General features: G+C 68.5%; 26 protein-coding genes. 17 read left to right on the forward strand and 9 right to left on the reverse strand.

All coding sequences use genetic code 11. From position 1 onward, the window contains the following. Nucleotides 1–102 precede the first annotated feature (102 nt). Both AC3EF3_RS06560 and xerD read left to right on the forward strand, forming a co-directional pair. Nucleotides 103–1,071, forward strand: a complete 969-nt coding sequence (locus tag AC3EF3_RS06560; RefSeq protein ID WP_488531353.1) for a tripartite tricarboxylate transporter substrate binding protein BugE — start codon at nt 103–105, stop codon at nt 1,069–1,071. A gap of 18 nt (nt 1,072–1,089) precedes the next feature. Continuing rightward, entirely contained in the window at nt 1,090–1,986 is an 897-nt protein-coding gene (gene xerD, locus AC3EF3_RS06565; RefSeq protein ID WP_488531354.1) for a site-specific tyrosine recombinase XerD, read from the forward strand. Here xerD and AC3EF3_RS06570 read toward each other — a convergent pair. Next, the gene (locus AC3EF3_RS06570) at nt 1,983–3,137 is read right to left on the reverse strand and encodes a hypothetical protein (RefSeq protein ID WP_488531355.1); all 1,155 of its coding nucleotides are present in this window, start codon (nt 3,135–3,137) and stop codon (nt 1,983–1,985) included. The two genes, xerD and AC3EF3_RS06570, sit on opposite strands and share 4 nt — an antisense overlap. Nucleotides 3,138–3,417: 280 nt before the next feature. Here AC3EF3_RS06570 and AC3EF3_RS06575 point away from each other — a divergent pair, with 280 nt between their 5' ends. Next, on the forward strand, nt 3,418–3,711 hold the full coding sequence (locus AC3EF3_RS06575) for a DUF3079 domain-containing protein (protein ID WP_488531356.1): 294 nt from the start codon (nt 3,418–3,420) through the stop codon (nt 3,709–3,711). Here AC3EF3_RS06575 and AC3EF3_RS06580 read toward each other — a convergent pair. Further along, a complete protein-coding gene (locus AC3EF3_RS06580; RefSeq protein ID WP_488531357.1) occupies nt 3,636–4,088 on the reverse strand; it encodes a DUF1810 domain-containing protein in 453 nt (150 codons plus the stop codon). The two genes, AC3EF3_RS06575 and AC3EF3_RS06580, sit on opposite strands and share 76 nt — an antisense overlap. 74 nt (nt 4,089–4,162) lie before the next feature. On the opposite strand from AC3EF3_RS06580, the gene AC3EF3_RS06585 reads away from it, so the two are divergent. Next, complete coding sequence (locus tag AC3EF3_RS06585; RefSeq protein WP_488531358.1) at nt 4,163–5,743, forward strand: ABC transporter substrate-binding protein; 1,581 nt, start codon at nt 4,163–4,165, stop codon at nt 5,741–5,743. 350 nt (nt 5,744–6,093) lie between these two features. Further along, complete coding sequence (locus tag AC3EF3_RS06590; protein WP_488531359.1) at nt 6,094–6,384, forward strand: hypothetical protein; 291 nt, start codon at nt 6,094–6,096, stop codon at nt 6,382–6,384. On the opposite strand, the gene AC3EF3_RS06595 is transcribed toward AC3EF3_RS06590, so the two are convergent. Beyond that, nucleotides 6,381–7,910, reverse strand: coding sequence for a DHA2 family efflux MFS transporter permease subunit (locus AC3EF3_RS06595; RefSeq protein WP_488531360.1), 1,530 nt, complete (start codon nt 7,908–7,910; stop codon nt 6,381–6,383). The genes AC3EF3_RS06590 and AC3EF3_RS06595 overlap by 4 nt on opposite strands. Beyond that, nucleotides 7,907–8,371 (reverse strand): MarR family winged helix-turn-helix transcriptional regulator, encoded by a 465-nt coding sequence (locus AC3EF3_RS06600; RefSeq protein ID WP_488531361.1) that lies wholly within the window; start codon nt 8,369–8,371, stop codon nt 7,907–7,909. Before AC3EF3_RS06600 ends, AC3EF3_RS06595 begins: the two co-directional genes overlap by 4 nt. Nucleotides 8,372–8,443: 72 nt before the next feature. Here AC3EF3_RS06600 and ltnD point away from each other — a divergent pair, with 72 nt between their 5' ends. After that, complete coding sequence (gene ltnD, locus AC3EF3_RS06605) at nt 8,444–9,334, forward strand: L-threonate dehydrogenase (protein ID WP_488531362.1); 891 nt, start codon at nt 8,444–8,446, stop codon at nt 9,332–9,334. On the opposite strand, the gene AC3EF3_RS06610 is transcribed toward ltnD, so the two are convergent. After that, nucleotides 9,294–10,286 (reverse strand): LysR family transcriptional regulator, encoded by a 993-nt coding sequence (locus AC3EF3_RS06610; protein WP_488531363.1) that lies wholly within the window; start codon nt 10,284–10,286, stop codon nt 9,294–9,296. The two genes, ltnD and AC3EF3_RS06610, sit on opposite strands and share 41 nt — an antisense overlap. A 96-nt stretch (nt 10,287–10,382) precedes the next feature. On the opposite strand from AC3EF3_RS06610, the gene AC3EF3_RS06615 reads away from it, so the two are divergent. Then, nucleotides 10,383–11,366 (forward strand): Bug family tripartite tricarboxylate transporter substrate binding protein, encoded by a 984-nt coding sequence (locus tag AC3EF3_RS06615; RefSeq protein WP_488531364.1) that lies wholly within the window; start codon nt 10,383–10,385, stop codon nt 11,364–11,366. After that, on the forward strand, nt 11,366–12,328 hold the full coding sequence (locus AC3EF3_RS06620) for a 4-hydroxythreonine-4-phosphate dehydrogenase PdxA (RefSeq protein WP_488531365.1): 963 nt from the start codon (nt 11,366–11,368) through the stop codon (nt 12,326–12,328). The genes AC3EF3_RS06615 and AC3EF3_RS06620 overlap by 1 nt, the downstream gene beginning before the upstream one ends. On the opposite strand, the gene AC3EF3_RS06625 is transcribed toward AC3EF3_RS06620, so the two are convergent. After that, complete coding sequence (locus tag AC3EF3_RS06625; protein WP_488531366.1) at nt 12,319–14,559, reverse strand: xanthine dehydrogenase family protein molybdopterin-binding subunit; 2,241 nt, start codon at nt 14,557–14,559, stop codon at nt 12,319–12,321. The two genes, AC3EF3_RS06620 and AC3EF3_RS06625, sit on opposite strands and share 10 nt — an antisense overlap. Nucleotides 14,560–14,569: 10 nt before the next feature. Then, nucleotides 14,570–15,028 carry a (2Fe-2S)-binding protein gene (locus tag AC3EF3_RS06630; protein ID WP_488531367.1) on the reverse strand — a complete coding sequence of 153 codons (459 nt, stop codon included), beginning with the start codon at nt 15,026–15,028 and terminating at the stop codon, nt 14,570–14,572. A 107-nt stretch (nt 15,029–15,135) separates the two neighbouring features. Between AC3EF3_RS06630 and AC3EF3_RS06635 the strand changes: the two genes are divergently transcribed. The 8 genes from AC3EF3_RS06635 to AC3EF3_RS06670 all read left to right on the forward strand — a co-directional run bounded on the left by AC3EF3_RS06635 (nt 15,136) and on the right by AC3EF3_RS06670 (nt 22,342). After that, entirely contained in the window at nt 15,136–15,822 is a 687-nt protein-coding gene (locus tag AC3EF3_RS06635) for a TetR/AcrR family transcriptional regulator (protein WP_488531368.1), read from the forward strand. 97 nt (nt 15,823–15,919) lie between these two features. Continuing rightward, nucleotides 15,920–16,450, forward strand: a complete 531-nt coding sequence (locus AC3EF3_RS06640) for a TRAP transporter small permease (protein WP_488531369.1) — start codon at nt 15,920–15,922, stop codon at nt 16,448–16,450. Beyond that, nucleotides 16,447–17,730 carry a TRAP transporter large permease subunit gene (locus AC3EF3_RS06645; protein WP_488531370.1) on the forward strand — a complete coding sequence of 428 codons (1,284 nt, stop codon included), beginning with the start codon at nt 16,447–16,449 and terminating at the stop codon, nt 17,728–17,730. Before AC3EF3_RS06640 ends, AC3EF3_RS06645 begins: the two co-directional genes overlap by 4 nt. A 34-nt stretch (nt 17,731–17,764) precedes the next feature. Continuing rightward, nucleotides 17,765–18,763: a TRAP transporter substrate-binding protein gene (locus tag AC3EF3_RS06650; protein ID WP_488531371.1), complete on the forward strand. Its 999-nt coding sequence runs from the start codon at nt 17,765–17,767 to the stop codon at nt 18,761–18,763. 10 nt (nt 18,764–18,773) lie between these two features. Further along, nucleotides 18,774–19,610 (forward strand): shikimate dehydrogenase family protein, encoded by an 837-nt coding sequence (locus tag AC3EF3_RS06655; protein ID WP_488531372.1) that lies wholly within the window; start codon nt 18,774–18,776, stop codon nt 19,608–19,610. Nucleotides 19,611–19,627: 17 nt separating this feature from the next. Beyond that, the gene (locus tag AC3EF3_RS06660) at nt 19,628–20,539 is read left to right on the forward strand and encodes a VOC family protein (protein ID WP_488531373.1); all 912 of its coding nucleotides are present in this window, start codon (nt 19,628–19,630) and stop codon (nt 20,537–20,539) included. Continuing rightward, nucleotides 20,536–21,453, forward strand: coding sequence for a sugar phosphate isomerase/epimerase family protein (locus AC3EF3_RS06665; RefSeq protein ID WP_488531374.1), 918 nt, complete (start codon nt 20,536–20,538; stop codon nt 21,451–21,453). Before AC3EF3_RS06660 ends, AC3EF3_RS06665 begins: the two co-directional genes overlap by 4 nt. Nucleotides 21,454–21,607: 154 nt before the next feature. Next, nucleotides 21,608–22,342: a DUF2182 domain-containing protein gene (locus tag AC3EF3_RS06670; protein ID WP_488533744.1), complete on the forward strand. Its 735-nt coding sequence runs from the start codon at nt 21,608–21,610 to the stop codon at nt 22,340–22,342. Nucleotides 22,343–22,345: 3 nt separating this feature from the next. Here the strand turns inward: AC3EF3_RS06670 and AC3EF3_RS06675 are convergent, their stop codons facing one another. Beyond that, complete coding sequence (locus tag AC3EF3_RS06675; protein WP_488531375.1) at nt 22,346–22,837, reverse strand: MarR family winged helix-turn-helix transcriptional regulator; 492 nt, start codon at nt 22,835–22,837, stop codon at nt 22,346–22,348. Nucleotides 22,838–22,994: 157 nt separating this feature from the next. Here AC3EF3_RS06675 and AC3EF3_RS06680 point away from each other — a divergent pair, with 157 nt between their 5' ends. After that, the gene (locus tag AC3EF3_RS06680) at nt 22,995–24,725 is read left to right on the forward strand and encodes a tannase/feruloyl esterase family alpha/beta hydrolase (protein ID WP_488533745.1); all 1,731 of its coding nucleotides are present in this window, start codon (nt 22,995–22,997) and stop codon (nt 24,723–24,725) included. On the opposite strand, the gene AC3EF3_RS06685 is transcribed toward AC3EF3_RS06680, so the two are convergent. Then, nucleotides 24,700–25,518 carry a ferritin-like domain-containing protein gene (locus tag AC3EF3_RS06685; protein ID WP_488531376.1) on the reverse strand — a complete coding sequence of 273 codons (819 nt, stop codon included), beginning with the start codon at nt 25,516–25,518 and terminating at the stop codon, nt 24,700–24,702. The genes AC3EF3_RS06680 and AC3EF3_RS06685 overlap by 26 nt on opposite strands. Between the last annotated feature and the right edge of the window lie 19 nt (nt 25,519–25,537).

Genomic DNA, 25,537 nt, shown 5'->3' on the forward strand with positions numbered 1-25,537 from the left:
GCACCCCGGGCTTTCCCGTATGTGTAATCCACAAATACTCACCTCGTGCGAGCGCTTAGGATTGCACGCATCGGACACTTTCCAACAATGCAGGAGTCATCGATGAATCGCCGTTCCTGGCTCGCGGGCGCTGCGCTCGCGGCCATCGCCAGCACCAGCGCCTTCGCGCAGAACTACCCCACCAAGCCCGTGCGGCTCGTCGTGCCGTTCGCACCCGGCGGCACCACGGACATCATCGCCCGCGTGATCGCGGAGCCGCTGGGCAAGGCGCTGGGCCAGCCGGTGGTGGTCGAGAACAAGGCCGGCGGCGGCGGCGTGGTCGGCGCGGCCGACACCGCGCGGGCCGTACCCGACGGTTATGCGCTCGGCATCGCGACGGTGTCCACCACCGCGGCGAATCCCGCGATCAACCCGAAGATCCCGTACAACCCGATCACGGATTTCACGCCCATCGTCAACATCGCGGCCACCCCCAACGTGATCGCCGTGAACCCGGGCTTCCCGGCGAAGGATTACAAGGCCTTCCTCGCCGAGCTGAAGAAGAACCCGGGCAAGTACTCGTACTCGTCCTCGGGCACAGGCGGCATCGGCCACCTGCAGATGGAGCTGTTCAAGGCCATGTCGGGCACCTTCGTCACGCACATCCCGTACCGCGGCGCGGGCCCGGCCCTGAACGACACGGTGGCCGGCCAGGTGCCGATGATCTTCGACAACCTGCCGTCGGCGCTGCCCTTCATCAAGGAGAACCGGCTGGTGCCCATCATCGTGGCCGCGCCCACGCGCCTGAAGGAGCTGCCCAATGTGCCGACCTTCAAGGAAGTGGGCCTGGAGCCGGTGAACCGCATGGCGTACTACGGCATCTACGGGCCCAAGGGCCTGCCGCCGGAGGTGGTGAGCAAGATCCATGACGGCGTCGTGAAGGCGCTGCAGGACCCGGCCGTGCGCGAGCGCATCGAGAAGACGGGCTCGATCATCATCGGCAACACGCCGCAACAGTTCGCCGAGCAGATCAAGGCCGAATACGCGGTGTACAAGAAAGTCGTGGAGCAGGCGAAGCTGCGCCTCGAATGAGTTATCGTCGGCGGCCATATGGTGGCCGCCGACCTTGATCCGAGCATCGATGCGTTCATCGACGCCCTCTGGCTGGAAGAGGGCCTGTCGAAGAACACGCTGGCGGCGTACCGGCGCGATCTCGCGCTCTTCGGCGACTGGCTCGCCAGGAGCGGCGGCTCGCTCGAGCGGGCGACCGAAGCCCACATCAACGGCTACTTCGCCGCACGCCATTCCGACAGCAAGGCCACCACGGCCAACCGGCGCCTCACCGTGCTGCGCCGGTATTTCCGCTGGGCGCTGCGCGAGCGCCGCATCGCCGCCGATCCCACCTTGCGCCTGGAGGCCGCGAAGCAGCCGCTGCGCGTGCCCAAGACCTTGACGGAGGCGCAGGTCGAGGCGCTGCTCGCCGGCCCCGATGTCGCGACGCCGCTGGGCCTGCGCGACCGCACGATGCTGGAGCTGATCTACGCGAGCGGCCTGCGGGTGAGCGAACTCGTGGGCCTGAAGGCTTTCCATCTCTCGATGAACGACCAGGTGCTGCGCGTCACCGGCAAGGGCGACAAGGAGCGGCTCGTGCCTTTCGGCGTGGTCGCGCGCGACTGGATCGTGCGCTACCTGGCCGAGGCGCGGCCGGCCATCCTGGCCGGCCAGCAGACCGAGGACTTCTTCGTCACCGCGCGCGGCGAGGGCATGACGCGCGCGATGTTCTGGGTGATCGTGAAGAAGTACGCGCGCACCGCGGGCATCACCTCGCCGTTGTCACCGCACACTTTGCGCCATGCGTTCGCGACGCACCTGCTCAATCACGGGGCGGACCTGCGTGCCGTGCAGATGCTGCTGGGGCACGCGGACATCTCGACGACGACGATCTACACGCACGTCGCGCGCGAGCGGCTCAAGCAGCTTCACGCGCAACACCATCCGCGCGGCTAGTTCGCCCGCACCCGCTGCGTCTTCACGTCCGTGTCGCCGCTCGCGATCGCGGCGCTCCAGGCGAGGGCGAACCCGGACCCGGTGCGCGCGACGCCCAGCGGACGCGCAACGCCCGTCGCGAGCTCGATCGGCGATCCGACCGCGTTGCCGGCCGCATCGAAGCGCTGCGCGAGGAAAGGCTGGCCCGGCATCTGGCGGCTGACCGTGGCCCAGCCCCCGTCCGGCAGGTTGGCGGCCGTCTCCGGGATCGGCACGAGAACCGTTGCCGCGCCCAATGCGCGACCGGCCGCGTCGAGCATCTGCAGGTAGCCGCCGCCACTGCCGGTGGACCAGAGCGCGAGCCGGCCATCGGCCAGGGGCAGCAAGGTCGTGTTCAGGTCGAGCAAGCCGCGATCGGCATCGAACAACGGTCCCACGTCCGTCGTGCCGACGCGGAACTGCACGTAGCTGATGCCGCCGACGCGGTGCGTCGTGCCCGCGATGAAATCGCCACCCGGCGTCGCGACCAGCCGCAGGGACAGCTGGCGGTCGGGTCCCGCCGCGGCGAACTCGAGCGGCGTGCCGACGGCGCGCGCGCCGGCGTCGAAGCGCTGCGCGTGCTGCGCGAACACCGGGCCGGCCGCGTCCTGCGTCACCGACGCCCAGCCCGCGACGAAGCCGCCGTCGGCAAGCGCCGTCACCACCGGTTGCGCGAGGGCGTGTTGCACGCTCGCGCCGGCCGCGTCCTGCGGCAACGTGGCGATGACCGTCTCGCCGCCGAGCGCGGCGCCGCCGGCATCGAATCGCCGCGCGAACACGGTCCAGTCGGCGCGCGCCTGCACGGACGTGACGACCACCGTGCCGTCGCGCAGCACGGCCATCGCGGGGTCCTCCTGCGCGCCGACCGTGTAGGCGAGCCGCGTTTCGCCGCCCGCTTTCGCGCCTTGCGCGTCGTAGCGCTGCACGAGGAGGGCCGCGCCGCCTGAAGGATCGTCGGACCGCCAGGCGACGGCATAGCCGCCGCTCGCCAGGGGATCGACGGACCGAACGACCTGCCGGCCCGCCAGGGTCGCGTTCACGGTTTCCGGCGCAGAGGCGGCGAACACGGCGGCCGGGGTGCCGGGCACCGCGGCGGCAGCCGAGGAGGTGGTGGGGGGCGATGAGGCGGTCATCGATGAAGGGGACGATGCCGGGGTGGAGGTGGAAGAAGTCGCGGAAGCAGCGGGGGTGGTCGCGATGTCCGCGCCGCCTCCGCCACCCCCGCATGCCGATAAAGCTGCCACGGCGAGCGCGGCCAGGATGCGGTGGACCATTACTGCTGTCTCCGTCAAATGTCGAGCCATGCTAGGTGGCGCCCCAGCAGTAGCCCTGTAGGACGCAACGCCGAGCGCGTTTCAAAGTGCTTGCGCCGGATCAACATGCATCGCCATGCATCGCGGCACGATGCAGTGCATGGCGCAGACGACCGCGAAGAAATTCCCGCTGCATCCGGCGCATCCCGAGCGCACGTGCTGGGACTGCGATAAATATTGCGCAGCGAATTCGATGGCGTGCGGCAACGGGTCCGAGCGCACGCAGCATCCCGGGGAATTGTTCGGGCCCGACTGGCATCGCAGCGGGCTGGACCCGCTCACGCGCGACGACGCGAGCTCATCGACGGAGCATGCGAATCAGGGCCCGGTCGATCCTTGCGTTGCGGCTTCCTGCACGAGGACGAGCGTGCGGCCGTCGCGTTCGGCGCCGTAGTATTTTTCCAGGCAGCGTGCGAAGAGCGCCTCTTGCGGCGCGGCGAGCTCGAAGAGCGTCAGGCAGGACTTGAATTTGAGTTCGTCGGGGTAGCCGAAGATCTCGTGGGCCGTGCGGCCCTGGACATCGGCGACGACCTCGCAGCAGCGCCGCAGGCGCTCGCCCAGGATGGGATGGCGCAGGTAGGCGCGGGCCTCGTCGAGCGAATGGATGCCGAAGTGCTTCGCCGTGGCACTGGAGCCGAGCGCGGCGAGTTGCGGGAACACGAACCACATCCAGTGCGTGCGCTTGTGGCCGCGTTCCAGCTCGCCCAGCGCCGCGTCGAACACGGGATCCTGTGCGTCGACGAAGCGCTTGAGGTTGTAGGCGTCGTGCACACCCCATGATAGGCCGGTTGCGCGCGCGGGGGGCTGCCCCCAGAATGGCTCACCTTTCCTCCGGAGGCGTTGCCATGATCTTCCGTCTCGTGCTCCTCATCCTTGCGGCGGCCTTGTCCTGTGCCGCCCCGGCGCAGACCTTGCGCTGGAGCAGCCAGGGCGACCTGCAGACGCTGGACCCGCATTCGCAGAACGAGCTGCTCACCAACGCCATCAACGGGCAGGTGTACGACACGCTCGTGATGCGCGACAAGAAGCTCGGGCTCGCGCCCGGCCTCGCGACCGAATGGACCGCGGTGAGCCCGACGCAATGGCGCATGAAGTTGCGGCCGAACGTGAAGTTCCACGACGGCTCGCCCTTCACGGCCGACGACGTGGTCTTCTCCTTCCAGCGCGCGGCGCACACCGCGTCGCCGTTCCGTGCCTACGCCACCGCGATGGGCACCCCGAAGAAGATCGACGACCTCACGGTGGAATTCCAGCTCAAGGAGTTCGACCCGATCTTCCTGCAGCACGCCACCACGATCTACATCATGAACAAGGCGTGGACCGAGAAACACAACGCCGCGGCCCCGCTGGACTTCAAGAACAAGGAAGACAAGTACACCAACCTGAACACCAACGGCACGGGCCCGTACATCGTGGTGTCGCGCCAGCCCGACAACCGCACGGTCTTCAAGCGCAACCCGAACTACTGGGGCAAGATCGAAGGCAACGTGCAGGAGGTGGTGTACTCGCCGATCAAGAACGACGCCACCCGGACGGCGGCGCTGATCTCCGGCGAGATCGACTTCGTGCTCGACCCGGCGCCGCAGGACATCGCCCGCCTGCGCAACACGCAGGGCGTGAAGGTCATCGACGGCCTGGAGAACCGCGTCATCTTCATCGGCATGGACCAGGCGCGCGACGAGCTCCTCTACAGCAACGTCAAGGGCAAGAACCCGTTCAAGGACATCCGGGTGCGCAAGGCCCTGTACCACGCGGTGGACATCGAAACGCTCAAGCGCACCGTCATGCGCGGCCAGGCGCTGCCCACCGGCGCGCCCACGCCGTCGCCGCTGGGCGCCTTCAACGATCCGGAGATCGAGAAGCGCCTGCCGTACGACCTCGCCAAGGCGAAGCAGTTGATGGCCGAGGCCGGCTACCCGAACGGGTTCGAGGTGCAGCTCGATTGCCCCAACAACCGCTACATCAACGACCAGGCGATCTGCGAGGCCCTGTCGGCCATGTGGGCCAAGCTGGGGATGAAGGTCAACGTGCTGGCGCAGCCGCGCGCCACGTATTTCCCGAAAGCCGAGAAGCTCGATGTCTCGATGTACATGCTCGGCTGGGGTGGCGCGATCACCGATGCCGAGACGACGCTCACGCCGGTGCTGCACTCGCGCGGCGAAGGCGGCGTCGGCTACTACAACTGGGGCAACTACAAGGATGCGAAGCTCGACCAGCTGATCGAGGCGTCGTCGAAGGAGCCCGATGCGAAGAAGCGCGAGCAGCTGATCAAGGCGGCGCTGAAGGAGCACAACGAGCAGGTGCACCACATCCCGCTGCACCGGCAGGTGATTCCGTGGGCCGCGCGCAGCAACGTCACCGCCGTCCACCGTGCCGACAACTGGCTCGAGTGGCAGTGGGTGAGCGTGGGGCCGGCGCCGAAGTAGGGTGTCACCGCGCGGAGGGTCGCGGCATGGGGCATCCGGCCAGGCCTCATCTAAAAATCGGCCAGTCCGGATGTCCCATGCCGCGAAGATGCATCGCGCTCGATCAACCAGGCTGTCACCCCGACTTGATCCGGGGCCGTTGGCTCTCGAACATTGACGATCCCGGATCAAGTCCGGGATGACAGCACTCACATGATGACGCGTGACGCATCACTCGCGTCAGGCAGTGCCCGGCTGGCCGATTTTTAGATGAGGACTGACGGGCACCGCCTGGCGCGAGCCCCCGGGGAAATCAAAACATCTTCCTGTCACACACGGCGCCGACACTGCGCACCCAAGGAGGACGGAAGATGACACGCCACCTGGACATCGCCATCGCGCTGTCGTTCGCATTGGCTGCGGCGGTTGCGTACGCGCAGGCCGCGAAGGAGCAGGTCGCCACCGCCGGCGCACGCTGCGACAAGGAGGTGCGCGAGTACCTCGAGACGCTGAAGTACATCCGCCAGACCGCCGGCACGCGGATCGGCAGCCGGGTCGAGGCGGGCTATGTCGGCGAGGACGCCCTGCGCAAGGTGCAGGGCGAGCAGGGCAGCTGCGCGGCGGCGCAATTGATCCGCGAGAAGACCGCCCGCCGAGGCTAGTGCGGCACGTCGGACGACCCTGACGCGCTCGCCGCGCGCGGCTTGCGAATCAGCATCAGCAGCGGGATCACCAGCACCGTGACGGCCATCATGATCCGGAAGTCGTTCACGTAGGCGATGAGCGCGGCCTGCCGCGTGACTTCGGCATTGAGTACGGCGAGGCCCGCGGGATTGTCGAGGCTCAAGCCGGGCGGCAGATCCTGCAGGCCGGGGTTGCCGCGCGAGGCCAGGCCCGCGAGCTGCTCGTGCGCCTGCGCCGTGCCGCGCGTGAGCAGCGTCTGCACGATCGAGATGCCGACGCTGCCGCCGATGTTGCGCAGCAGGCTGTAGACCGGCGTGCCCTCGTTGCGCAGGCGGGGAGCGAGCGTCGCGAAGGTCGCCGCCGACAGCGGCACGAACGTCAGGCCGATGCCCAGCCCCTGGATGAAGCCGGAGAGCACGATCAACTGGCTGTCCATCTGCAGCGTGATGTGCGTCATCTGCCACAGCGCGACGGCCGTGAGCGCGAAGCCCGTGGCCATGATCAGGCGCAGGTCCACGCGCGTGACGAGCCGGCCGACGGCGATCATCGCGATCATGGTGCCGATGCCGCGCGGCGCGGTGATCGCGCCCGTGTAAACGACGGGGTAGCCCATCAAGCCCTGCAGGAAGAGCGGCAGCAGCGCCATCGTGCCGTACAGCACCATGCCGACGACGAAGCCGAAGAGCGAGCCGGTGACGAAGTTGCGGTCCTTCACCAGGTCGCGATCCAGGAACGAGACGCCCTGCACCGTGGCCGTGTGGGCGACGAAGAACGCCAGCGCCACGAGCGTCACGGCAACCTCGAGGCGGATCTCCCACGAATCGAACCAGTCCACCAGCTCGCCGCGGTCCAGGAACATCTGCAGCGCGCCGATCGCGATGCTGAGCGTGACGAGGCCGAACACGTCGAGCGGCCCGCTCCGGGGCTTGTTCTCCGGCAGGTAACGCACGATGCCCCAGAGCGCGAAGATGCCGACCGGCAGGTTGATGAAGAACACCCAGCGCCAGTCGAAGTTCTCGGTGAGCCAGCCGCCCATCAGCGGGCCGAGGATCGGGCCGACCATGATGCCGGCGCCCCAGATCGCCATGGCCTGGCCGACCTTGTGCGGCGGGTTGATGTCCAGCAGCACGGCCTGCGACAGGGGCACCAGCGCCGCGCCGAACACGCCTTGCAGCAGGCGTGCCGCGACGATCATGCCCAGCGAAGTCGCGAAGCCGCACAGCGCGGACGCGACGGTGAAGCCGATGACGGAGACGATGAAGACCTTGCGCCGGCCCCATTGCGAGCACAGCCAGCCGGTGATCGGCAGCGTGATGGCCGAGGCGACGATGTAGGAGGTGAGGACCCAGGTGATCTGGTCCTGCGACGCTTGCAGGCTGCCCTGCATGTGGGGCAGCGCGACGTTGGCGATGGTGGTATCCAGCGCCTGCATGATCGTCGCCAGCATGATCGCCAGCGTGATCATGCCCTTGTGCTTGCGGACTTCCTCGGCCGTCGGGTTCATGCGGCCGCCTTGTCCTGCGCCGCGGCCAGCAGCCCTTCGCGTGCCCGTCCGAGCAGGGCGATCAGCTGCTTGCGCTCCGCAGCGCCGAAACCGGCGAAGACGCGGTCCGTGAGTTCGTCGCCCAGGGCCAGGGCGCGATCGAGCGCCTTGCGCGCCTTCGGCTGGATGTGCAGCCGGTTGACGCGCCGGTCATTCGGGGCAGGGCGGCGTTCGATCCAGCCGCCGGCGGCGAGCCGGTCGCACATGGTGGTCACGGCCATCGCGCTCACGCCCACTTTCTCCGCCAGCTCGGCTTGCGACAGCGGCTCGTCCTCCTCGTGCGAGGCCAGCACGAACAGCAGCCGGCACTGCGCCTGGGACAGCCCCAGGCGCTCGCGCGCCTCGCGGTCGAACTGCTGCGAGTAAAGGCCGGCCAGCTCCTTGACGAGGAAGCCGAAGCGTTGCGTGAGAGGCTTGTCCATAACTGGGTAGATTATAAGCATGTTTATTAAGTGGTGCCGGTGCAGAATGAGGCCTCTTACGAGGAGAACGCCATGTCACAAGCGGTGGGATTGATCGGGCTGGGAGCGATGGGCCGGGGCATGGCCGGGTCACTGCGGCGTGCCGGCCATGCGGTGCACGTGTACGACGTGCGGCCGGAAGCCGTGGAGACCTTCGTCGCCGACGGCGGGGTGGGCTGCGCGAGTCCGCAGGAGCTGGCCGCGAAATGCGAGGTGGTCGTGAGCGTGGTCGTCAATGCGGCCCAGACCGAGGAGGTGCTGTTCGGCGAGCAGGGCGCCGCCCACGCCATGCAGCCCGGCAGCCTGTTCATCATGTGCTCGACCGTGGATCCCAACTGGTCCATGGACCTGGAAAGCCGGCTCGGGCGGCGCGGCGTGCTGTACCTGGACGCGCCGATCTCCGGCGGCGCCGCCAAGGCGGCCTCGGGCGAGATGACGATGATGACGGCCGGTCGCCCCGAGGCCTACGCGAAGGCCGGCGACCTCCTCGACGCGATGGCCGCGAAGGTCTACCGGCTGGGCGACCGCGCCGGCAACGGCAGCAAGGTGAAGATCATCAACCAGCTGCTTGCCGGCGTGCACATCGCGGCCGCGGCGGAAGCGATGGCGCTGGGCCTGCGCGAAGGCGTGGACCCGAACGACCTGTACGAGGTCATCACCCACAGCGCCGGCAACAGCTGGATGTTCGAGAACCGCATGGCCCACGTGCTGGCGGGCGACTACACGCCGCTGTCCGCCGTGGACATCTTCGTGAAGGACCTCGGCCTGGTGCTCGATACCGCGCGTGCCGCGAAATTTCCGCTGCCGCTGGCCGCCACGGCGCACCAGATGTTCATGCACGCCTCGTCGGCCGGGCATGGCCGCGAGGACGACTCGGCCGTGATCAAGATCTTTCCGGGGATCGAGCTGCCGAAGCGCCAATGACGCCCATTTGCGCTTCCGTAGCGCCCGCCAGTTCACGAAGGACGGCGACGAACGCGGCCGCAGCAGGCGAGGGCGCACGCCGCCGCAGCAGCACGAGATGGATCGCGGGTACCTGCAGGCGCAAGGGCACGGGCACGACAGCCAGCACGCCCAGGCGTGCATAGTGCGCGGCGAGCGAGGCCGGCATGATCGCGATCGCGTCGCCGGCTTCGAGCAGCACCGTCGTCGCCACGGTCGATGCGGTTTCGGTGATGTCCAGGCGCGCGTGCACGCCCGCATGGCGCAGTGCCGCCTCGAAGCGGCCGCGTTGCGGCGAGCCGGGCGGCTGCAGGATCCACGGCCAGCGCGTGAGGTCCTGCAAACGCGGCTTCTTCGCCGCCAGCAGGGGGTGCGAGCGGCGCGCGACGGCCACCTGTTCCTCGGCGAGCAGCGGCACGATCTCCAGTTCGTCGTCGAAATGGCCTTCGGTCGGGCGGCCCAGCACCAGGTCGACATCGCCGCGTTCGAGCAGGCCGAGCATCACGTCGCTGGTTTCGACGAGAACCGAGGCCGCGACCCGCGAGTGGCGCCGCCTGAATTCGGCCAGCGCGGGGGCGACGAGTTGCGGCAGCGCGCCCGGCACGGTGCCTATGCGCAGGGATCCGCGCAGGCCCGACCGCAGCGCCGCCATCTGCTGCCGCGCGAAGCCGAAGTCAACCAGGGCCTGCTGCGCGAACCGGATGACCACCTCGCCGGCGGGCGTGGGCTCCATGCCGCGGGCGCGCCGCGTGAAGAGCGCGACGCCCAGCGCTTCCTCGGCCTGCTTGAGCTGCTTGGTCGCCGCCGGTTGCGTCATGCCCAGCGCGGTGGCGGCGCGCCCGAGGTGGCGCTCGCGCCCGAGCGCGTCGATCAGCAGCAGTTGCCGGGTGCGCAGCCGCATCAGCAGCGCGGCGTCGGAGAGGGATTTGGCCACGCCGCAATATACCCAATCGGATATGGCTTCTTGAGACGAATTCATTGGCGGGAAATGGCTGCGGCGCTTAGGCTGCGCCCACAAAGGAGACAAGCCATGCCGTTCCTGTCCTTCCGCCGCCTCGCCGCGGCCGCCGCAGTGTTCGCCGTCGCGCTTCCCGTCGCCGCGCAGGCCCCGGGCTTCCCGGACAAGCCGATCCGCATCATGGTCGGCGCCTCGCCCGGCGGGGGCACCGACATCCTCGCGCGCCTGCTCGCCGACAAGTTCGCGCCCGACCTGCGCCAGTCCGTCGTCGTCGAGAACCGGCCGGGCGCCTCCAACACGATCGCGGCCGATGTCACGGCGCATGCGGTGCCCGACGGCACGACGCTCCTGCTGGCCACGAACACCGGGCAGGCCATCGCGCCGCACCTGCTCAAACTGAAATTCGATCCGCTCAAGGACCTGCAGCCGGTCGGGCTCGTCGCCGTGATGCCCAACGTGCTGGTGGTGGGCGCGCAGTCGCCCTACAAATCGGTGCAGGACGTCGCCGCCGCGATGGCCGCGAAGCCCGGCGCGCTCAAGTACGCATCGTCGGGCATCGGCAGCACGCAGCACGTCGGCGGCGCGGCCTTCGCGCTGGCCACCGGCACCAGCGCGATCCACGTGCCGTACAAGGGCAGCTCGCAAGCCCACATCGACATCATCTCGGGCGAGGTGACGATGATGTTCGACTCGACCTCGTCCGCGATGGGCCAGATCAAGAGCGGCAACCTGCGGGCCCTGGCCGTCACGGCCGACCATCGCAGCCCCGAGCTGCCCGACGTCCCGACGCTCGCGGAAGCGGGCATCAAGGGCGCGGACGTGCAGACCTGGTACGGCCTGTACGTCACCGCCGGCACGCCCAAGCCGCTGGTCGACGCGCTGGTGGCGGAACTCGCGAAGGTGCTGCGCCTGCCCGACGTGCAGGCCCGCATCCGCGGCCTCGGCGGCGAGGTCGGCGCGATCAGCGGCGAGCAGTTTGCCGAGATGAACCGGCAGGAGTTCGTTCGCTATCGCAAACTGCTGCGCGACGCGAACATCAAGGCGGAGGGCATGTGATGGCGGTGCGCCCGCGTATTGCAGTGTTGCTGGGCGACGCCGCCGGCGTCGGACCGGAGATGGCGGTGAAGCTGCTCGCCCGACCCGCGAACATCGATGCCGCCGAGATCCTGCTCATCGCAACGCCTTCCGCACTGGCGAGCGGCGAGGCGATCACCGGGCTGAAGCTGCCCATCGGGCCGGGCCCCATCGCGCACCTGGTGCAGCGGGATACGGGCGAAGCGACCATGGCCGAATGCACGGCCGCGGCCGGCGCCGCCGTGCTGCAGGCGCTCGAAGCCGCGACCGATCTGGCCAGGGCCGGCCGCGTGGATGCCATCCTGTTCGCGCCGATGAACAAGCACTCGCTGCGCCTGGCGGGCATGCAGGAGGAAGACGAGCTGCGCTTCATGCAGAAGCGCTTCGGCGTCGACGGCTTCGTGTGCGAGTTCAACATCACCGAGGGCCTGTGGACCTCGCGCGTGACCTCGCACGTGCCGCTGCGCGAAGTGGCCTCCCTCATCACGCCGCAGGCCGTGCGCGATGCGGTGCACATCATCGACCGGGCACTGCGCCGCGCGGGCATCGCGCGACCGCGCATCGCCGTGTCGGGCCTGAACCCGCACGCCGGCGACGGCGGCTCGATCGGGCACGAGGAGATCGAGGTGATCGCGCCGGCCATCGAACAGCTCAAGCGCGAAGGGCTGGAGGCAAGCGGCCCCTGGTCGCCCGACACGGTGTTCATCGCGGCGCGCCGCGGCGACTTCGACGCCGTGGTCTCGATGTACCACGACCAGGGCCAGATCGCGATGAAGCTGATGGGCTTCGAACGCGGCGTCACCCTGCACGGCGGCCTGCCCGTGCCCGTGGCCACCTCCGCCAGCGGCAGCGCCTTCGACATCGCGGGCCGCAACGTCGCCCGCATCGACGGGCTGCAGCACGCGTTCGACCTGTGCGTGCGGATGGCCGCGATTCAGGCCTGAGCGAACGGCAGCTGGCGGGGCGCGGTCTTGCCGGTCGCGCGGGCGATCGCGTTGGCGAACGCGGGCGCCAGCGGCGGCAGGCCGGGCTCGCCGATGCCGGTCGGCGGGTCGGCGCTCGGCACGATGTGCACCGCGACGCGCGGCATGTCGGGCATGCGCGCGACGCGGTACTCGCCGAAGTTGTTCTGCTCGACCACGCCGTCCTTCAGCGTGATCTCGTTGCCCGGCAGGCAGGTGGACAGGCCCATGAGCGCGGCGCCCTGGATCTGGTTCTCGATGCTGAGCGGGTTGACGGGCAGGTTGCAGTGCACGCCGGCGGTGACGTTGTGCAGCTTCGGCACGCCCTTCTCGACCGAGGCTTCGGCGATGTACGCGACCACCGTGTTGAACGACTCGTGCATCGCCACGCCCCAGGCATGCCCGGCCGGCAGCTTGCGCGTGCCGTAGCCGGACTTCGCCACGGCCAGCTTCAGCGCCGCTTCGTGACGCGGGTGCTTGCCTTCCATCAGCTTCAGGCGCATCGCGACCGGGTCCTGCTTGGTCGCGCGGGCGACCTCGTCGAGCAGGGTCTCCATCACATAGGCCGTGTGCGTGGAGCCCACGCTGCGCCACCACAGCACCGGCACGTTGACCTGGGGGTGGTGCACCGACAGGCGCATCGGGACGGCGTAGGGCTCCTTCATGCCCTCGACCATCGTGGCGTCCACGCCGTCCTTGACCATGAATTCCTCGAAAGGCGAGCCCTTCAGGATGGACTGGCCGACGATGACGTGGTCCCACGCGAGGATGTTGCCCTGGTCGTCGAAGCCGATCTCGGCGCGGTGCACGTGCATGGGCCGGTAGTAGCCGCCCCTGATGTCGTCCTCGCGGCTCCACAGCGTGCGCACGGGCGCTGCGATTCCGGCGGCGCGCGCGGCCTTGGCCACCTGGCAGGCTTCGACGACGTAGTCGCTGGTGGGGATCGCGCGGCGGCCGAAGCCGCCGCCGGCCGATTGCGTGTTCACCTTGATCGCATCGGGCGCCACGCCGAGCGCCTGCGCGGCGGCCGCGGCATCCAGCCCCGGCATCTGCGTGCCCATCCACAGCTCGGCCTTCTTTCCGTCGAAAGCCACGGTGCAATTGAGCGGCTCCATCGGCGCGTGCGCGAGGTAGGGGAAGACGAACTCCGCGCTGATCCTGTGCGGGGCGCTCGCGAGCTTCGACATGTCGGCATCGAACTTCTTCGCGCCGGGCTGGCGCGCGAGCTCCTTGTACTTCGCCAGCAGCTGCTTCGAATCGACGCGCTCGACACCGCTGGTGTCCCACTCGACCTTGAGCGCCTCGCGGGCCTGGCGTGCGGGCCAGTAGCCGTCGGCGATGACGGCCACGCCCTGGCCGCCGCGGTCGGTCGGCACACGCACCACGGCCTTCACGCCGCGGATCGCCTTGGCGGCGCTGTCGTCGACAGCCTTCACTTTCGCGCCGAACACCGGCGGGTGGGCGACGACGGCCGTGAGCATGCCGGGCAGGCGCACGTCGATGCCGTACTGCTGGCGTCCGGTGGACTTGTCGCGCGAATCCAGGCGCGGCGTGGGCTTGCCGATGATGCGGAACTGCCTGGGGTCCTTCAGCGCGACCTGCTGCGGCACGGGCTGCTTCATCGCGGCCTCGGCCAGCTCGCCGTAGCCCGCGCGCTTGCCACCGGGGCCGATCACGGCGCCGTTCTCGGTGCGCAGCGTCGATGCATCGGCCTTCCACGCCTGCGCCGCGGCCGCCACCAGCATGGCCCGCGTGCGCGCACCGAGCTCGCGGTACTGCGCGTACGAGTTCTGGATGGAGTTGGAGCCGCCCGTGAGGTGCATGCCGAACTGCGGATCGACATACGCGGGGTTGGCGTCGCCCAGGCGGGCGCGCACCTTGGACCAGTCGGCGTCGAGCTCTTCGGCCAGCACCATCGGCAGGCCGGTCTGCACGCCCTGGCCGAACTCCAGGCGGTTCACGGTCACGGTCGTCGTGCCGTCCTTGTCGATGTGCACGAAGGCAGCGGGTTGTTCCGTCGGCTTCAGGGCCTTGTCGGCCTGAGCGGCGCCAACGAGCGGGAACACGCCGAGCGCGAAGCCGGTGGCGGCCCCGAGTTTCAGGAAACTGCGGCGCTCGAGGGTCGCGGCGCCTGCGGTGGAGGGCAGGCGGTGCGAGAGGACGCGCTGCAGGTCGCGGGCGATATCGGGGGCGATCGCGGGATCGAAGTGCATGGCGTGCTCCTCAGGCCAGTTGGGCCGCGGCGTCCTTGACCGCGGCGCGGATGCGCGTGTAGGTGCCGCAGCGGCAGATGTTGCCGGCCATGGCCTGGTCGATGTCGGCGTCGGTCGGCTTGCGCTTGGACTTGAGCAGGGCGGTGGCGCTCATCACCTGGCCGCTCTGGCAATAGCCGCACTGGGCGACGTCGTGCTTCACCCACGCGGCCTGCACGGCCTGGCCGATGCGGTCGTCGGCGATCGCTTCGATCGTGGTGATCTTCTGCCCTTCGGCGGCGGAGATCGGTGTCACGCAGGAGCGGATCGCCGCCCCGTTCATGTGCACCGTGCAGGCACCACACTGGGCCTGGCCGCAACCGAACTTGGTGCCCGTCATGCCCAGCGTGTCGCGCAGGGCCCAGAGGATGGGCGTCGAGGGATCGGCGTCGACGTTGATGTCCTTGCCGTTGATGGAGAGCCTGGTCATGAATCCTCCGTGTTCAGCGAACGCGGAATGTAGCGCTTTTGCGCGGCGCGATGATTGACCCTGGGCTCATAAGGTCATGCGCGGCGGCGGGGCCTATACTCGCCCGAATGAACGAACTGGTCCGTGTGCGCCGAGCCGCCCGCGCGAATCCCGCAGCCCCGGCGCGGAAGGAACCATCGCGCACGAACGACCCCGAGCGGACGAAGGCGGACATCCTCGAGGTCGCCGAAGCGGAGTTCGGCGAGAAGGGCCTGGCCGGGGCGCGCATCGACGAGATCGCGGAGCTGACGAAGACCAGCAAGCGCATGATCTACTACTACTTCGGCAGCAAGGAAGGGCTCTACCTTGCCGTGCTGGAGGAAGCGTACCGGCGCGTGCGCGAGGTGGAGGCCAAGCTCCACCTCGAAGACCTGGAGCCGGAGGAGGCGCTGCGGCGGCTCGTCGCCTTCACGTTCGACCACCACCTGCACCACGAGAGCTACATCCGCCTCGTGATGGCGGAGAACATCAACCGCGGCCAGTACATGGCGCAAAGCCGCCGCCTGCAGGAGCTGAACGTCCCCGCGATTTCCGCCATCAAGCGGCTCTACGAGCGTGGCCTGAAGGCGGGGATCTTTCGCAAGGGGCTGGACCCGGTCGACATCCACGCGTCGATCTCCGCCTTGTCCTTCTTCAACGTGTCCAACCGGCACACGTTCGGCACGATCTTCAAGGTCGACATGACCTCGCGCGCGTACATCGCCCAGCGCCGCGACAACGTGGTCGAGATGATCGTGCGCTTCTGCCGCAAGTGACGCGTGGGCCATCCCGGCGCGGGCCGGGATCCCGTAGGTGCTTTCCCCAATAAAGAAACTAACCAGTCCGTACAAAATGCGGACACCAGGAGACAGCATGGTCGAGAAAATCGTCGATGGCCTGTGCAGATTGTTCGGCTTGCTGATGGTCGTCTGCCTCGCCCTGATGGTGCTGATGGTGTTCGGCAACGTCGTTCTGCGCTACGGCATGAATTCGGGCATCACCGTGTCCGAGGAGCTTTCGCGCTGGCTGTTCGTGTGGATGACCTTCCTCGGCGCCGTGGTCGCCATCAGGTCGCATGCGCATCTGGGGACGGATTCGCTCATCGCGCGCCTTCCACGCACGGGCAAGAAGGCCTGCTTCATCGCGGCGCACCTGCTGATGATCTACATGTGCTGGCTCATGGGGCAGGGGGCCTGGCAGCAGACCGTCATCAACTACGAGACCAGCAGCGCCGTCATGGAGGCGTCGATGGCCTGGTTCTACGCGAGCGGTGTGTTCTTCGCGGTGCTGGCCGGGCTCCTCCTGCTGCACGAGCTGGTGAAGCTCCTTTCGGGCAAGCTGGCCGACGACGAGCTGGTCGCGGTGACGGAAAGCGAAGACCTGCCCGCGGGAGAACAGGCATGACGATCACGATCTTCCTCGGGGCCCTGCTCGGCGCCATGGCGATCGGCGTGCCGATCGCGTTCTCCCTGCTGATCTGCGGTGCCGCCCTGATGTGGCACATGAACACCTTCGATCCGCAGATCCTGGCCCAGAACACGATCGAGGGGGCGAACAGCTTCCCGCTGCTCGCGGTGCCCTTCTTCATGCTCGCCGGCGAGATCATGAACGCCGGCGGCCTCTCGAAGCGCATCGTGCATTTCGCGATGACGCTGGTCGGCCACGTGCGCGGCGGGCTGGGTTATGTCGGCATCATGGCCGCGATCATCATGGCGTCATTGTCCGGATCGGCCGTGGCGGACGCCGCCGCGCTCGCCGCGCTGCTCCTGCCGATGATGAACCGGGCCGGCTACGACAACACGGCGCGCTCGGCGGGCCTGCTCTCGTCGGCAAGCATCATCGCCCCGATCATCCCGCCGTCGATCGGCTTCGTGGTGTTCGGCGTCGCGGCGAACGTGTCGATCTCCAGGCTGTTCATGGCCGGGATCGTGCCGGGCCTGCTGCTCGGACTTGCCCTCTGGGTGACCTGGTGGTGGCTGGTGCGCAAGGAAAAGATCGAGGCGACGCCGCGCGCGAGCCGCCAGGAGGTGTTCGCCGCGCTGAAGGATGCGACCTTCGCGCTCGGCATGCCGATCATCGTGGTCGTCGGCCTGAAATTCGGCGTGTTCACACCGACCGAAGCCGCCGTCGTGGCGGCGGTGTATGCGCTGTTCGTCTCGACGGTGATCTACCGCGAGCTCAAGCTGTCCCAGCTGTACGGCCTGTTCCAGTCGGCGGCGCAGACCACCGCCATCATCATGTTCCTCGTGGCGGCGGCCATGGTCTCGGCCTGGATGATCACCGTCGCCAACCTGCCGGCCGAGCTGGTCGCGCTGCTGCAGCCCATGCTCGACCGGCCGATGCTGCTGATGTTCACCATCATGGTCGTGACCATGCTCGTGGGCACCGCGATGGACATGACGCCGACGATCCTGATCCTCACCCCGGTGTTCATGCCCCTCGTCAAGGCGGCCGGCATCGACCCCGTCTACTTCGGGGTCCTGTTCATCATCAACAATGCCATCGGCCTGATCACGCCGCCCGTGGGCACCGTGCTCAGCACCGTCGCCGGCGTCGGAAAGGTGAGCATGGACGACGTCACCCGGGGCGTGTGGCCTTTCATGGTCGCGCAATTCGCGGTGATGTTCCTGATGGTCTTCTTCCCGCAGCTCGTCACGGTGCCCGCGCGCTGGTTCTACGGCTGACCGCCGCCATCCACCTTCCAGGAGACAACAACCCATGAAACGCCTGTTCCTCAAGACCGTCGTCGCGCTGGCCGCCGTCGCTGCGATCGGTGTCGCGCACGCGCAGACGAAGACGATCAAGTTCGCCAACCAGAACGCGAAGGGCCATCCGATCGTGATGGGCATGGAGCGGTTCGCCGAACTCGTCGAGAAGAACTCCGGCGGCAAGCTGAAGGTGAACGTGTTTCCCGGCGGCGCGCTGGGCAGCGACCAGGCGAACCTTTCCGCACTGCAGGGCGGCACGCTGGAAATGGCCGCGATGAACTCGGGCATCTTCGGCAGCATCGTCAAGGATTTCGAGATCTACGATTTCCCCTTCCTGTTCGGCAATGCGAAGGAAGCCGACGCCGTCGTCGACGGGCCGTTCGGCACGAACCTGCACAAGAAGCTCGAGGACAAGGGCCTGGTCGGCCTGGCCTATTACGAGCTGGGGTTCCGCCAGCTCACCAACAGCAAGCGCCCGATCAACAAGGTGGACGACATCGTCGGCCTGAAGCTGCGTGTCATCCCGAACCCGATCAACGTGGACTGGGTCAAGGCGCTCGGCGCGAACCCGACGCCGCTGCCTTTTCCCGAACTGTATGCGGCGCTGGAGCAGGGCGCCGTCGATGGGCAGGAGAACCCGGTCGCGACCATCAAGGGCGCGAAGCTGTACGAAGTGCAGAAATACATGACGATCACCAACCACCAGTACAACCCGCAGTCGGTGGTGATCAGCAAGAAGTTCTGGGACTCGCTGTCGGCCGGCGAGAAGAAGGTCGTGGCCGACGCCGCGCACGAATCGGCGAAGTACCAGCGCGAGCAGGCCCGCACCGCCGCGGCCGGCATCCTCGACGAGCTGAAAAAGGCCGGCATGCAGGTCAGCGAACTGCCGCCGGCGGAGGTCGCCAGGTTTCGCGAGAAGATGAAGCCGGTGATCGACAAGCACTCGGCCGCGGTGGGCGAGGCCACGGTGAAGGCCGTCATGGCCGAGATCGACAGGGTGCGCAAGTAGGTTCGAAGCGATGCGGGTCGACGGCCACACCGAGGTCATTGCGCACGTCGGCTACCCGACGCACACCTTCAAGGCGCCGATGATCTACAACCCGTTCTTCGAGCGGGAGGGGATCAATGCGCTGGTGGTGCCCATGGCGTGCCAGGCGCAGGACTTCGAGGTCGTGCTTCCCGCCCTGTTCAGGCTGGGGAACGTGCGCGGGGCGTTGATCACGATGCCGCACAAGGTCAGCGTGCTGGACTTGCTGGACGACATCACGCCCGCTGCCCGCGTCGCGGGCGCGTGCAACGCGGTTAAGCGCGTTGCGGACGGCCGACTCGTCGGCGACCAGTTCGATGGCGAAGGCTTCGTGCGCGGCATCCGGCGCAAGGGCTTCACGGTCGAGGGCGCGCGCTGCCTCGTCGTGGGCAGCGGCGGCGTGGGCTCCGCGATCGCCGCCTCGCTCGCCGCCGCGGGCGCCGCGCAGCTCGCGCTCCATGACGTGAACGATGCGTCGGCGCAGGCACTCGCGGCACGCCTGAAGGAACACTACCCGGCCGTGGCCGTCCGGACCGGCAGCAGCGACCCGCACGGCTTCGGTCTGGTGGTGAACGCGACGCCGCTGGGCATGAACGAGGGCGATCGCCTGCCGGTGGACGTGTCGCGCCTGCAGCCGGGCACCTTCGTCGGCGAGGTGGTGATGAAGAGCGAGATGACCGCATTCCTGCGCGCCGCGCAGGCCAGGGGGTGCCCGGTGCAGGTCGGCACCGACATGCTCTTCGAGATGATCCCGCCGTACCTGGAGTTCTTCGGGCTGCCGACCACCACGCCGGACAAGCTGCGTGCGCTGGCGCAGCTGCAGTACTGAATCCGCAAGGAGCCGCCATGAGCGACCTGCTCGCCAAGCCGTCCACCGAACACCGCGAACCGCTGCAGCCCTGGCACGCGGACGAATCGAACCCGCTCGGCCTGGACGGCATCGAGTTCATCGAGTACACGACCGCCAGGCCCCAGGCCCTCGGGCACGTGCTCGAGATGATGGGGTTCCGCCCGGTGGCCCGGCACCGCTCGCGCGAGGTCCTCCTGTATCGGCAGGGCGCGCTCAACGTCGTGATCAATGCGCATCCACCGGCGGGCGAGGGCGAGGCCGCGTTGCCGGAAACTCCCGAGATCGCCGCCATCGCCCTGCGGGTGCGCGACGCGCGGGCCGCGTACCGGTACGTGATCGAGCGCGGCGCCTGGGAAGTGCAGACCCATCCGCAGGTGATGGAGTTGAACATCCCCGCCGTGCACGGCGTCGGCAAGAGCCGGATCTACTTCGTGGACCGCTGGCGCGAGTTCTCGATCTACGACGTGGACTTCGTGCCCATTCCCGGTGTGGACCGCGACCCGCCGCCGGTCGAAGGCATCCACTTCTTCGGCGTGGTGCAGTACATCGGCTTCGGGCGCAGCGAGGACTGGATCGAGTTTTACCGCGAGCTGTTCCGCGCGCAGCCGATCCCCGACGACGAACGCTACGGCATCATGCCGGCCGGGCACCTCATGCGCTTCCCGGCGCTGGAGCCGGGCAACGCTTTCATGCTGCAGCTGGTCGAGCCGCCGCCCGATGCGCAGGATCCCGGCGAGTACTTCCAGCGCGTGGGCCTGGGCGTTCCCGACGTGATGAAGGCGGCGCAGGCGCTTCGGGCGAGGGGGGTGGAGTTCGTCGAATCGCCCGCGGCGCACACCGAGGCGCGCGGCGCGCTCACCAAGTCCTGGCTGGGCGGCGTGGTCTTCGAACTCGTGCACGACGAATGACGACATCCGCTGCCGGACGCCAGCAGTCCCTGCGGGACTTCGGCATGGACACCATCACGCTCGCCGGCCCGCTCGAGGCGAAGCTCGAGGCGATCGGCGCGGCCGGCTTCGACCAGGTGATGCTCAAGGCCAACGACCTGGTGGGCCATGCGGGCGGATGGAGGGCTGCCGTGCGCGCCGTGCGCGAGAGCGGATTGCGCGGCACCGGCTTCCAGGTGCTGCGCGATTTCGAGGGCCTGTCGGGCCACCTGCACCAGTACAAGGTGGACATCGCCAAGTCGATGCTCCGGATGTGCGCGGCGCTGGGCTGCGACGTGCTCCTGGCGTGCTCGTCGGTGTCGACGCACGCCACGTCGGACCTGGATGCCATCGCGCGCGACCTGCGCAAGCTGGCGATGCTCGCGGTCCCGCACGGGATCCGCATCGCGTACGAGGGCCTGTCGTGGGGCCGCACCGTCAACGAGTTCACGACCGCGTGGGACGTCGTGTGCCGCGCCGATTGCCCCAACCTGGGCATCTGCTTCGACTCGTACCATGTGCTCGCCGCGAAGACGCCGCTTCAAGCCCTGGACGATCTCGACGCGCGCAAGATCTTCCTGGTCCAGCTGTCGGACTTCATGTGGCAGGAAACGCGCACGTTCGAGGAACGCATGGCAACCGCGCGCACCTTCCGCGTGTTCCCCGGCGAGGGCGTGCACACGCAGCAGCTGCTGGAGATGGTGCTGCGGCTCGACGCGCTGGGTTACGCCGGCGATTACAGCTTCGAGGTGTTCAACGACGACTACCAGCAGATGCCGCTGGAAATGGTGTCCGAACGGGCGCGCCGCTCGGCCTTGTGGCTCGCCGAGGACGTGCTGCGGCGCGCGGCGCCGCTGCCGAACAAGCTGAAACTGCGAGCGCCCCGGGCTCTTTGAAATTTCGCCGCCCCTGTGCTAGCTTGATCTTCCTTGCCGCGGAGGAAAAATCACGCTTGCACCTGAGCAACAAGGGCGTCGTGCGGCATCGCGCGGTGGCGTGAGCGCAGGCCTGGCGGGCCGCGCGGGCACCCGCCTCTCGGTGGCCGCCGGCATGGTCGTCGTTGCCTCGCTGGCCTGGATGTATGTCTGGGCCGGTGCAGGCATGGGCATGTCGGCTCGCGAGATGACCGTCTTCGCGCTCTTCCCGCACCGCCAGCCGGACACCGTCGCAGGCATGGGCGCCGACCTGTCCACGCTGATCGTGATGTGGTGGGTGATGATGGTCGCGATGATGACGCCGGCCGCGCTGCCGCTCGTGCTGCTGTACGGACGCGTGCTCGCGCACCATGGGGGGCGCACGGTCATTGCATCCTGGTCGCTGCTGCTCGGCTATCTCGCCGCCTGGCTCGCTTTCTCGGTGGTCGCGGCGATCGTGGAGTTCGTTCTCGAGCCGACCGGGTTCGCCGGCGGAATGATGGCCTGGTCGCGCAGCGCCGTCCTGTCGGCGACGGTTCTCGCACTGGCGGGCGTCTACCAGCTGTCGCCGCTGAAGCACGCCTGCCTGTCGCAGTGCCGCGCGCCGCTGTCTTTCCTCATGCGATACGGCTCGATGCGTCCCGCCGGGGCCTTCCGGCTCGGGCTCAGGCACGGCGTCTTCTGCGTGGGCTGCTGCTGGCTGCTGATGGCGCTGCTGCTCGTGTTCGGCGTGATGAACCTGGTGTGGATCGCGCTGCTCACGTTGCTCGTGATCGCCGAGAAGCAACTGCCGGCGGCCTGGAACATCCCGCGCATCTCCGGCGTGCTGCTGCTGGTGTGGGCCGCGGCGACGCTGTTGCAGCTGCGATGAGGGTCAGCCGCGCGGTGCGTCCTCGCGGGCGCAGGCCACCTTGTGCAGCAGTTCCGCGAGCATCGCCTGCTCGCCCGGCGTCAACGCCAGGGTCGCCTGTTCGGCCGCGAGGATGCGCTCGGTCGCCTTGCGCACCAGGTCCGCGCCCGCCCGCGTGACGCTCAGCACCTGCTTGCGCTTGTCGCTGGCGCTGGCGCCGCGTGCGAGGAGCCCGCGCGCCTCCAGCCGGTCCACGATGGCCGTGACGTGCGGCGGTGTCACCGCCAGGGCGCGAGCAATGCGGGCGAGCGAGCCGCCCGGGTTCTCCGCGACCAGGGTGAGCACGGTGTATTCGACCGGCTTGAGCTCGAGCGGCTCGCCGACTTCGCCGCGGAAGATCGCATCGGTCACGATCGCCGCCTGCGCGAGCTGATAGCCCAGCACCTTCTTCAGGCGCGCTTCTTCGAGCCGTCCGGCCGGCGTGAGATGGTCGCGCGCACCGCGTCTGGAACTCATCCGCGCATTGTGCCAAGCGCCAGAAGATTCATCCAGCGAACCAGTCATTCATGAGCTGATCGATGGCGTCGAGGGTTTGTCCCGATCTGCTGACGACTAATAGTTAAGTAAGTTAACGATATACGAGCTTTCGATCCACCACCCAGGAGACATGTCGATGCGCATCCCGCCGGGTCGCCCCCCCTTCACGATCCTTGCCGCGGCATTCGCGGCCCTCGCCACCGCCTGCGGAGGCGGCTCGTCCGGCAGCCCGCCGCTGCCGCAGCTTGCCGCCGCGCAATCGGCGCCGCTGGTCGGCAGTTGCAGCGATCTCGCGACGAAGATCTCGTATGCGAGCACGACCATCGGTTCGGTGACCTCCGTTGCCGCAGGCACGACCGTCGGCGGCATCGCGGCGCCGGCGCACTGCCTCGTGACCGGCAAGATGTTCCAGCGCGTGAGCCCGGTCGATGGGCAGGCCTACGCGATCGGGTTCGAGATGCGCTTGCCGCTGGACTGGAACGGCCGCTTCTTCTACCAGGCCAATGGCGGCACCGATGGCGCCGTGGTCCCGGCCGCGGGGCCGTCAGGGGGCGGCGGGCCGCTCACCGGGGCGCTCAAGCAAGGCTTCGCGGTGATCAGCTCCGATGCGGGCCACGTGGGCGGTCCCTTGGGTTCGCCGCCCACCTTCGGCATCGATCCGCAGGCGCGGCTCGATTACGGCTACCAGGCCGTGGCCAAGCTCACGCCGATGGCGAAGGCGGTGATCCAGACCGCGTACGGCAAGGGCCCGGACCGCTCCTACATCGGCGGCTGCTCCAACGGCGGGCGCCACACGATGGTGGCGGCCGCGCGCTACGCGGACCAGTACGACGGTTTCCTCGTGGGCGATCCCGGTTTCCGCTTGCCGCTGGCCGCGGTCGCGAATATCGCCGGCGCACAGAAGTACGCGCCCCTCGCGACCAACCCGGCCGACCTCTCGACGGCGTTCACCGTCGCCGAGCGGCAACTGGTCTCGAACGCCGTGCTCGCCAAGTGCGACGCGCTGGACGGCGCGGTCGACGGCCTCGTGCAGGACACGAAGGCGTGCCAGGCCGCGTTCGGCATCGCGCGCGACGTGCCGACCTGCTCCGGCGCGCGCGACGGCACCTGCCTCAGCGCCGCCCAGAAGGACACCATCGCGGGCCTCTTCGCGGGCGCGACGACGAGCACCGGCGCGAAGATCTACTCGACCTGGCCCTGGGACGCGGGGCTGGCCACGAACGGCTGGAGCTTCTGGAAGTTCACGGTGCCGATGATCCTGGACTCCGGCGCCGTCGGCTTGATCTGGGAGGTGCCGCCGGAAGATCCCGCGACGTTCAACGGGCCGGCCTTTGCGCTGGGCGGCAGTGTGGACACGATGCTCGCCAAAGTGAACGCGACGAACGCTACCTACACGGAGAGCGCCATGTCGTTCATGACGCCGCCGAACGCCAGCAACCTCGCGACGCTGAAGCAGCGCGGCGCGAAGATCATGGTCTATCACGGCACCAGCGATCCGATCTTCTCGAGCGACGACACCACCGCCTGGTACGACGCGCTGGCCGCGAACAATGGCGGCGACGCGACGAACTTCGCGCGGTTCTACCGCGTGCCGGGCATGAACCACTGCTCGGGCGGTCCCGCGACCGACCAGTTCGACATGCTCACGCCGCTGGTGAAGTGGGTGGAGCAGGGCACGGCGCCCGATAGCGTGACGGCAAGCGCGCGCGGCACGGGCAATGCCGGCGGCGTGAACGCCGACGTGCCCGCCACCTGGTCGGCTTCGCGCACGCGGCCGCTGTGCAGTTATCCGCTGGTCGCGCGCTACAAGGGGTCGGGCAGCGTCGAGGACGCGGCCAACTTCAGCTGCGTGGGGGCGGGGACCTGACGTCCTGCGCGAGCCAGGCGAGCTCGGCTTCGCTGAAGCCGGCTCGCTGGCGCGCTGCTTCGTTGAACGGCGGGTACAACCTGGGCGCCGCATAGCGCTCGACGAGCTGCGGGTAGAGGGTGACCGGGTCGAACCCTTGGCGCGCGCACAGCCACTTGTACCAGTGGTTGCCGATCGCGACGTGCCCGATCTCGTCGCGCAGGATGATGTCCAGGATGTCCACGGCGCGCAGGGCGGCGGGTGTCTTGACGCGGCGCAGCTTGTCCTGGATCTGCGGCGTGGCATCGAGCCCGCGCGCTTCCAGCGTGCGCGGCACCAGCGCCATGCGTGCCACGATGTCGTCCTTCGTTTTCTCGCACATGGACCACAGGCCGTCGTGCGCAGCGAAGTCGCCGTAGGCATGACCCAGTGTGGCCAGGTGTTCGCGCAACAGCGTGAAGTGATACGCCTCCTCGCCGGCCACGCGCACCCAGTCCAGGTAGAACTCGCGCGGCATCGCGTCGAAGCGCCAGGCCGCATCGAGCGCGAGGTTGATCGCATTGAACTCGATGTGCGCGATGGCATGCAGCAGCGCGGCCAGGCCTTCGGGTCTGGCGGGCGAGCGGCGCGGCACCTTCGCCGGGTGGATGAGTTCGGGGCGGGCGGGACGGCCGGGCAGCGGTGCCATCGCAGCGGGCGCACCGTTTGCTATCGAAAGTGAAGCAGCCGTCTCCGCCAGGGCACGCGCTTGCGCTGCTTTCTCCGCCGGCTCGGCGGTGCACAAGACCTCCAGCGCCCGTCGCCGCAGCTCCATACCTACAATCCCCTTTTCA

The organism is Ramlibacter sp. GS1-15 (assembly GCF_057785015.1).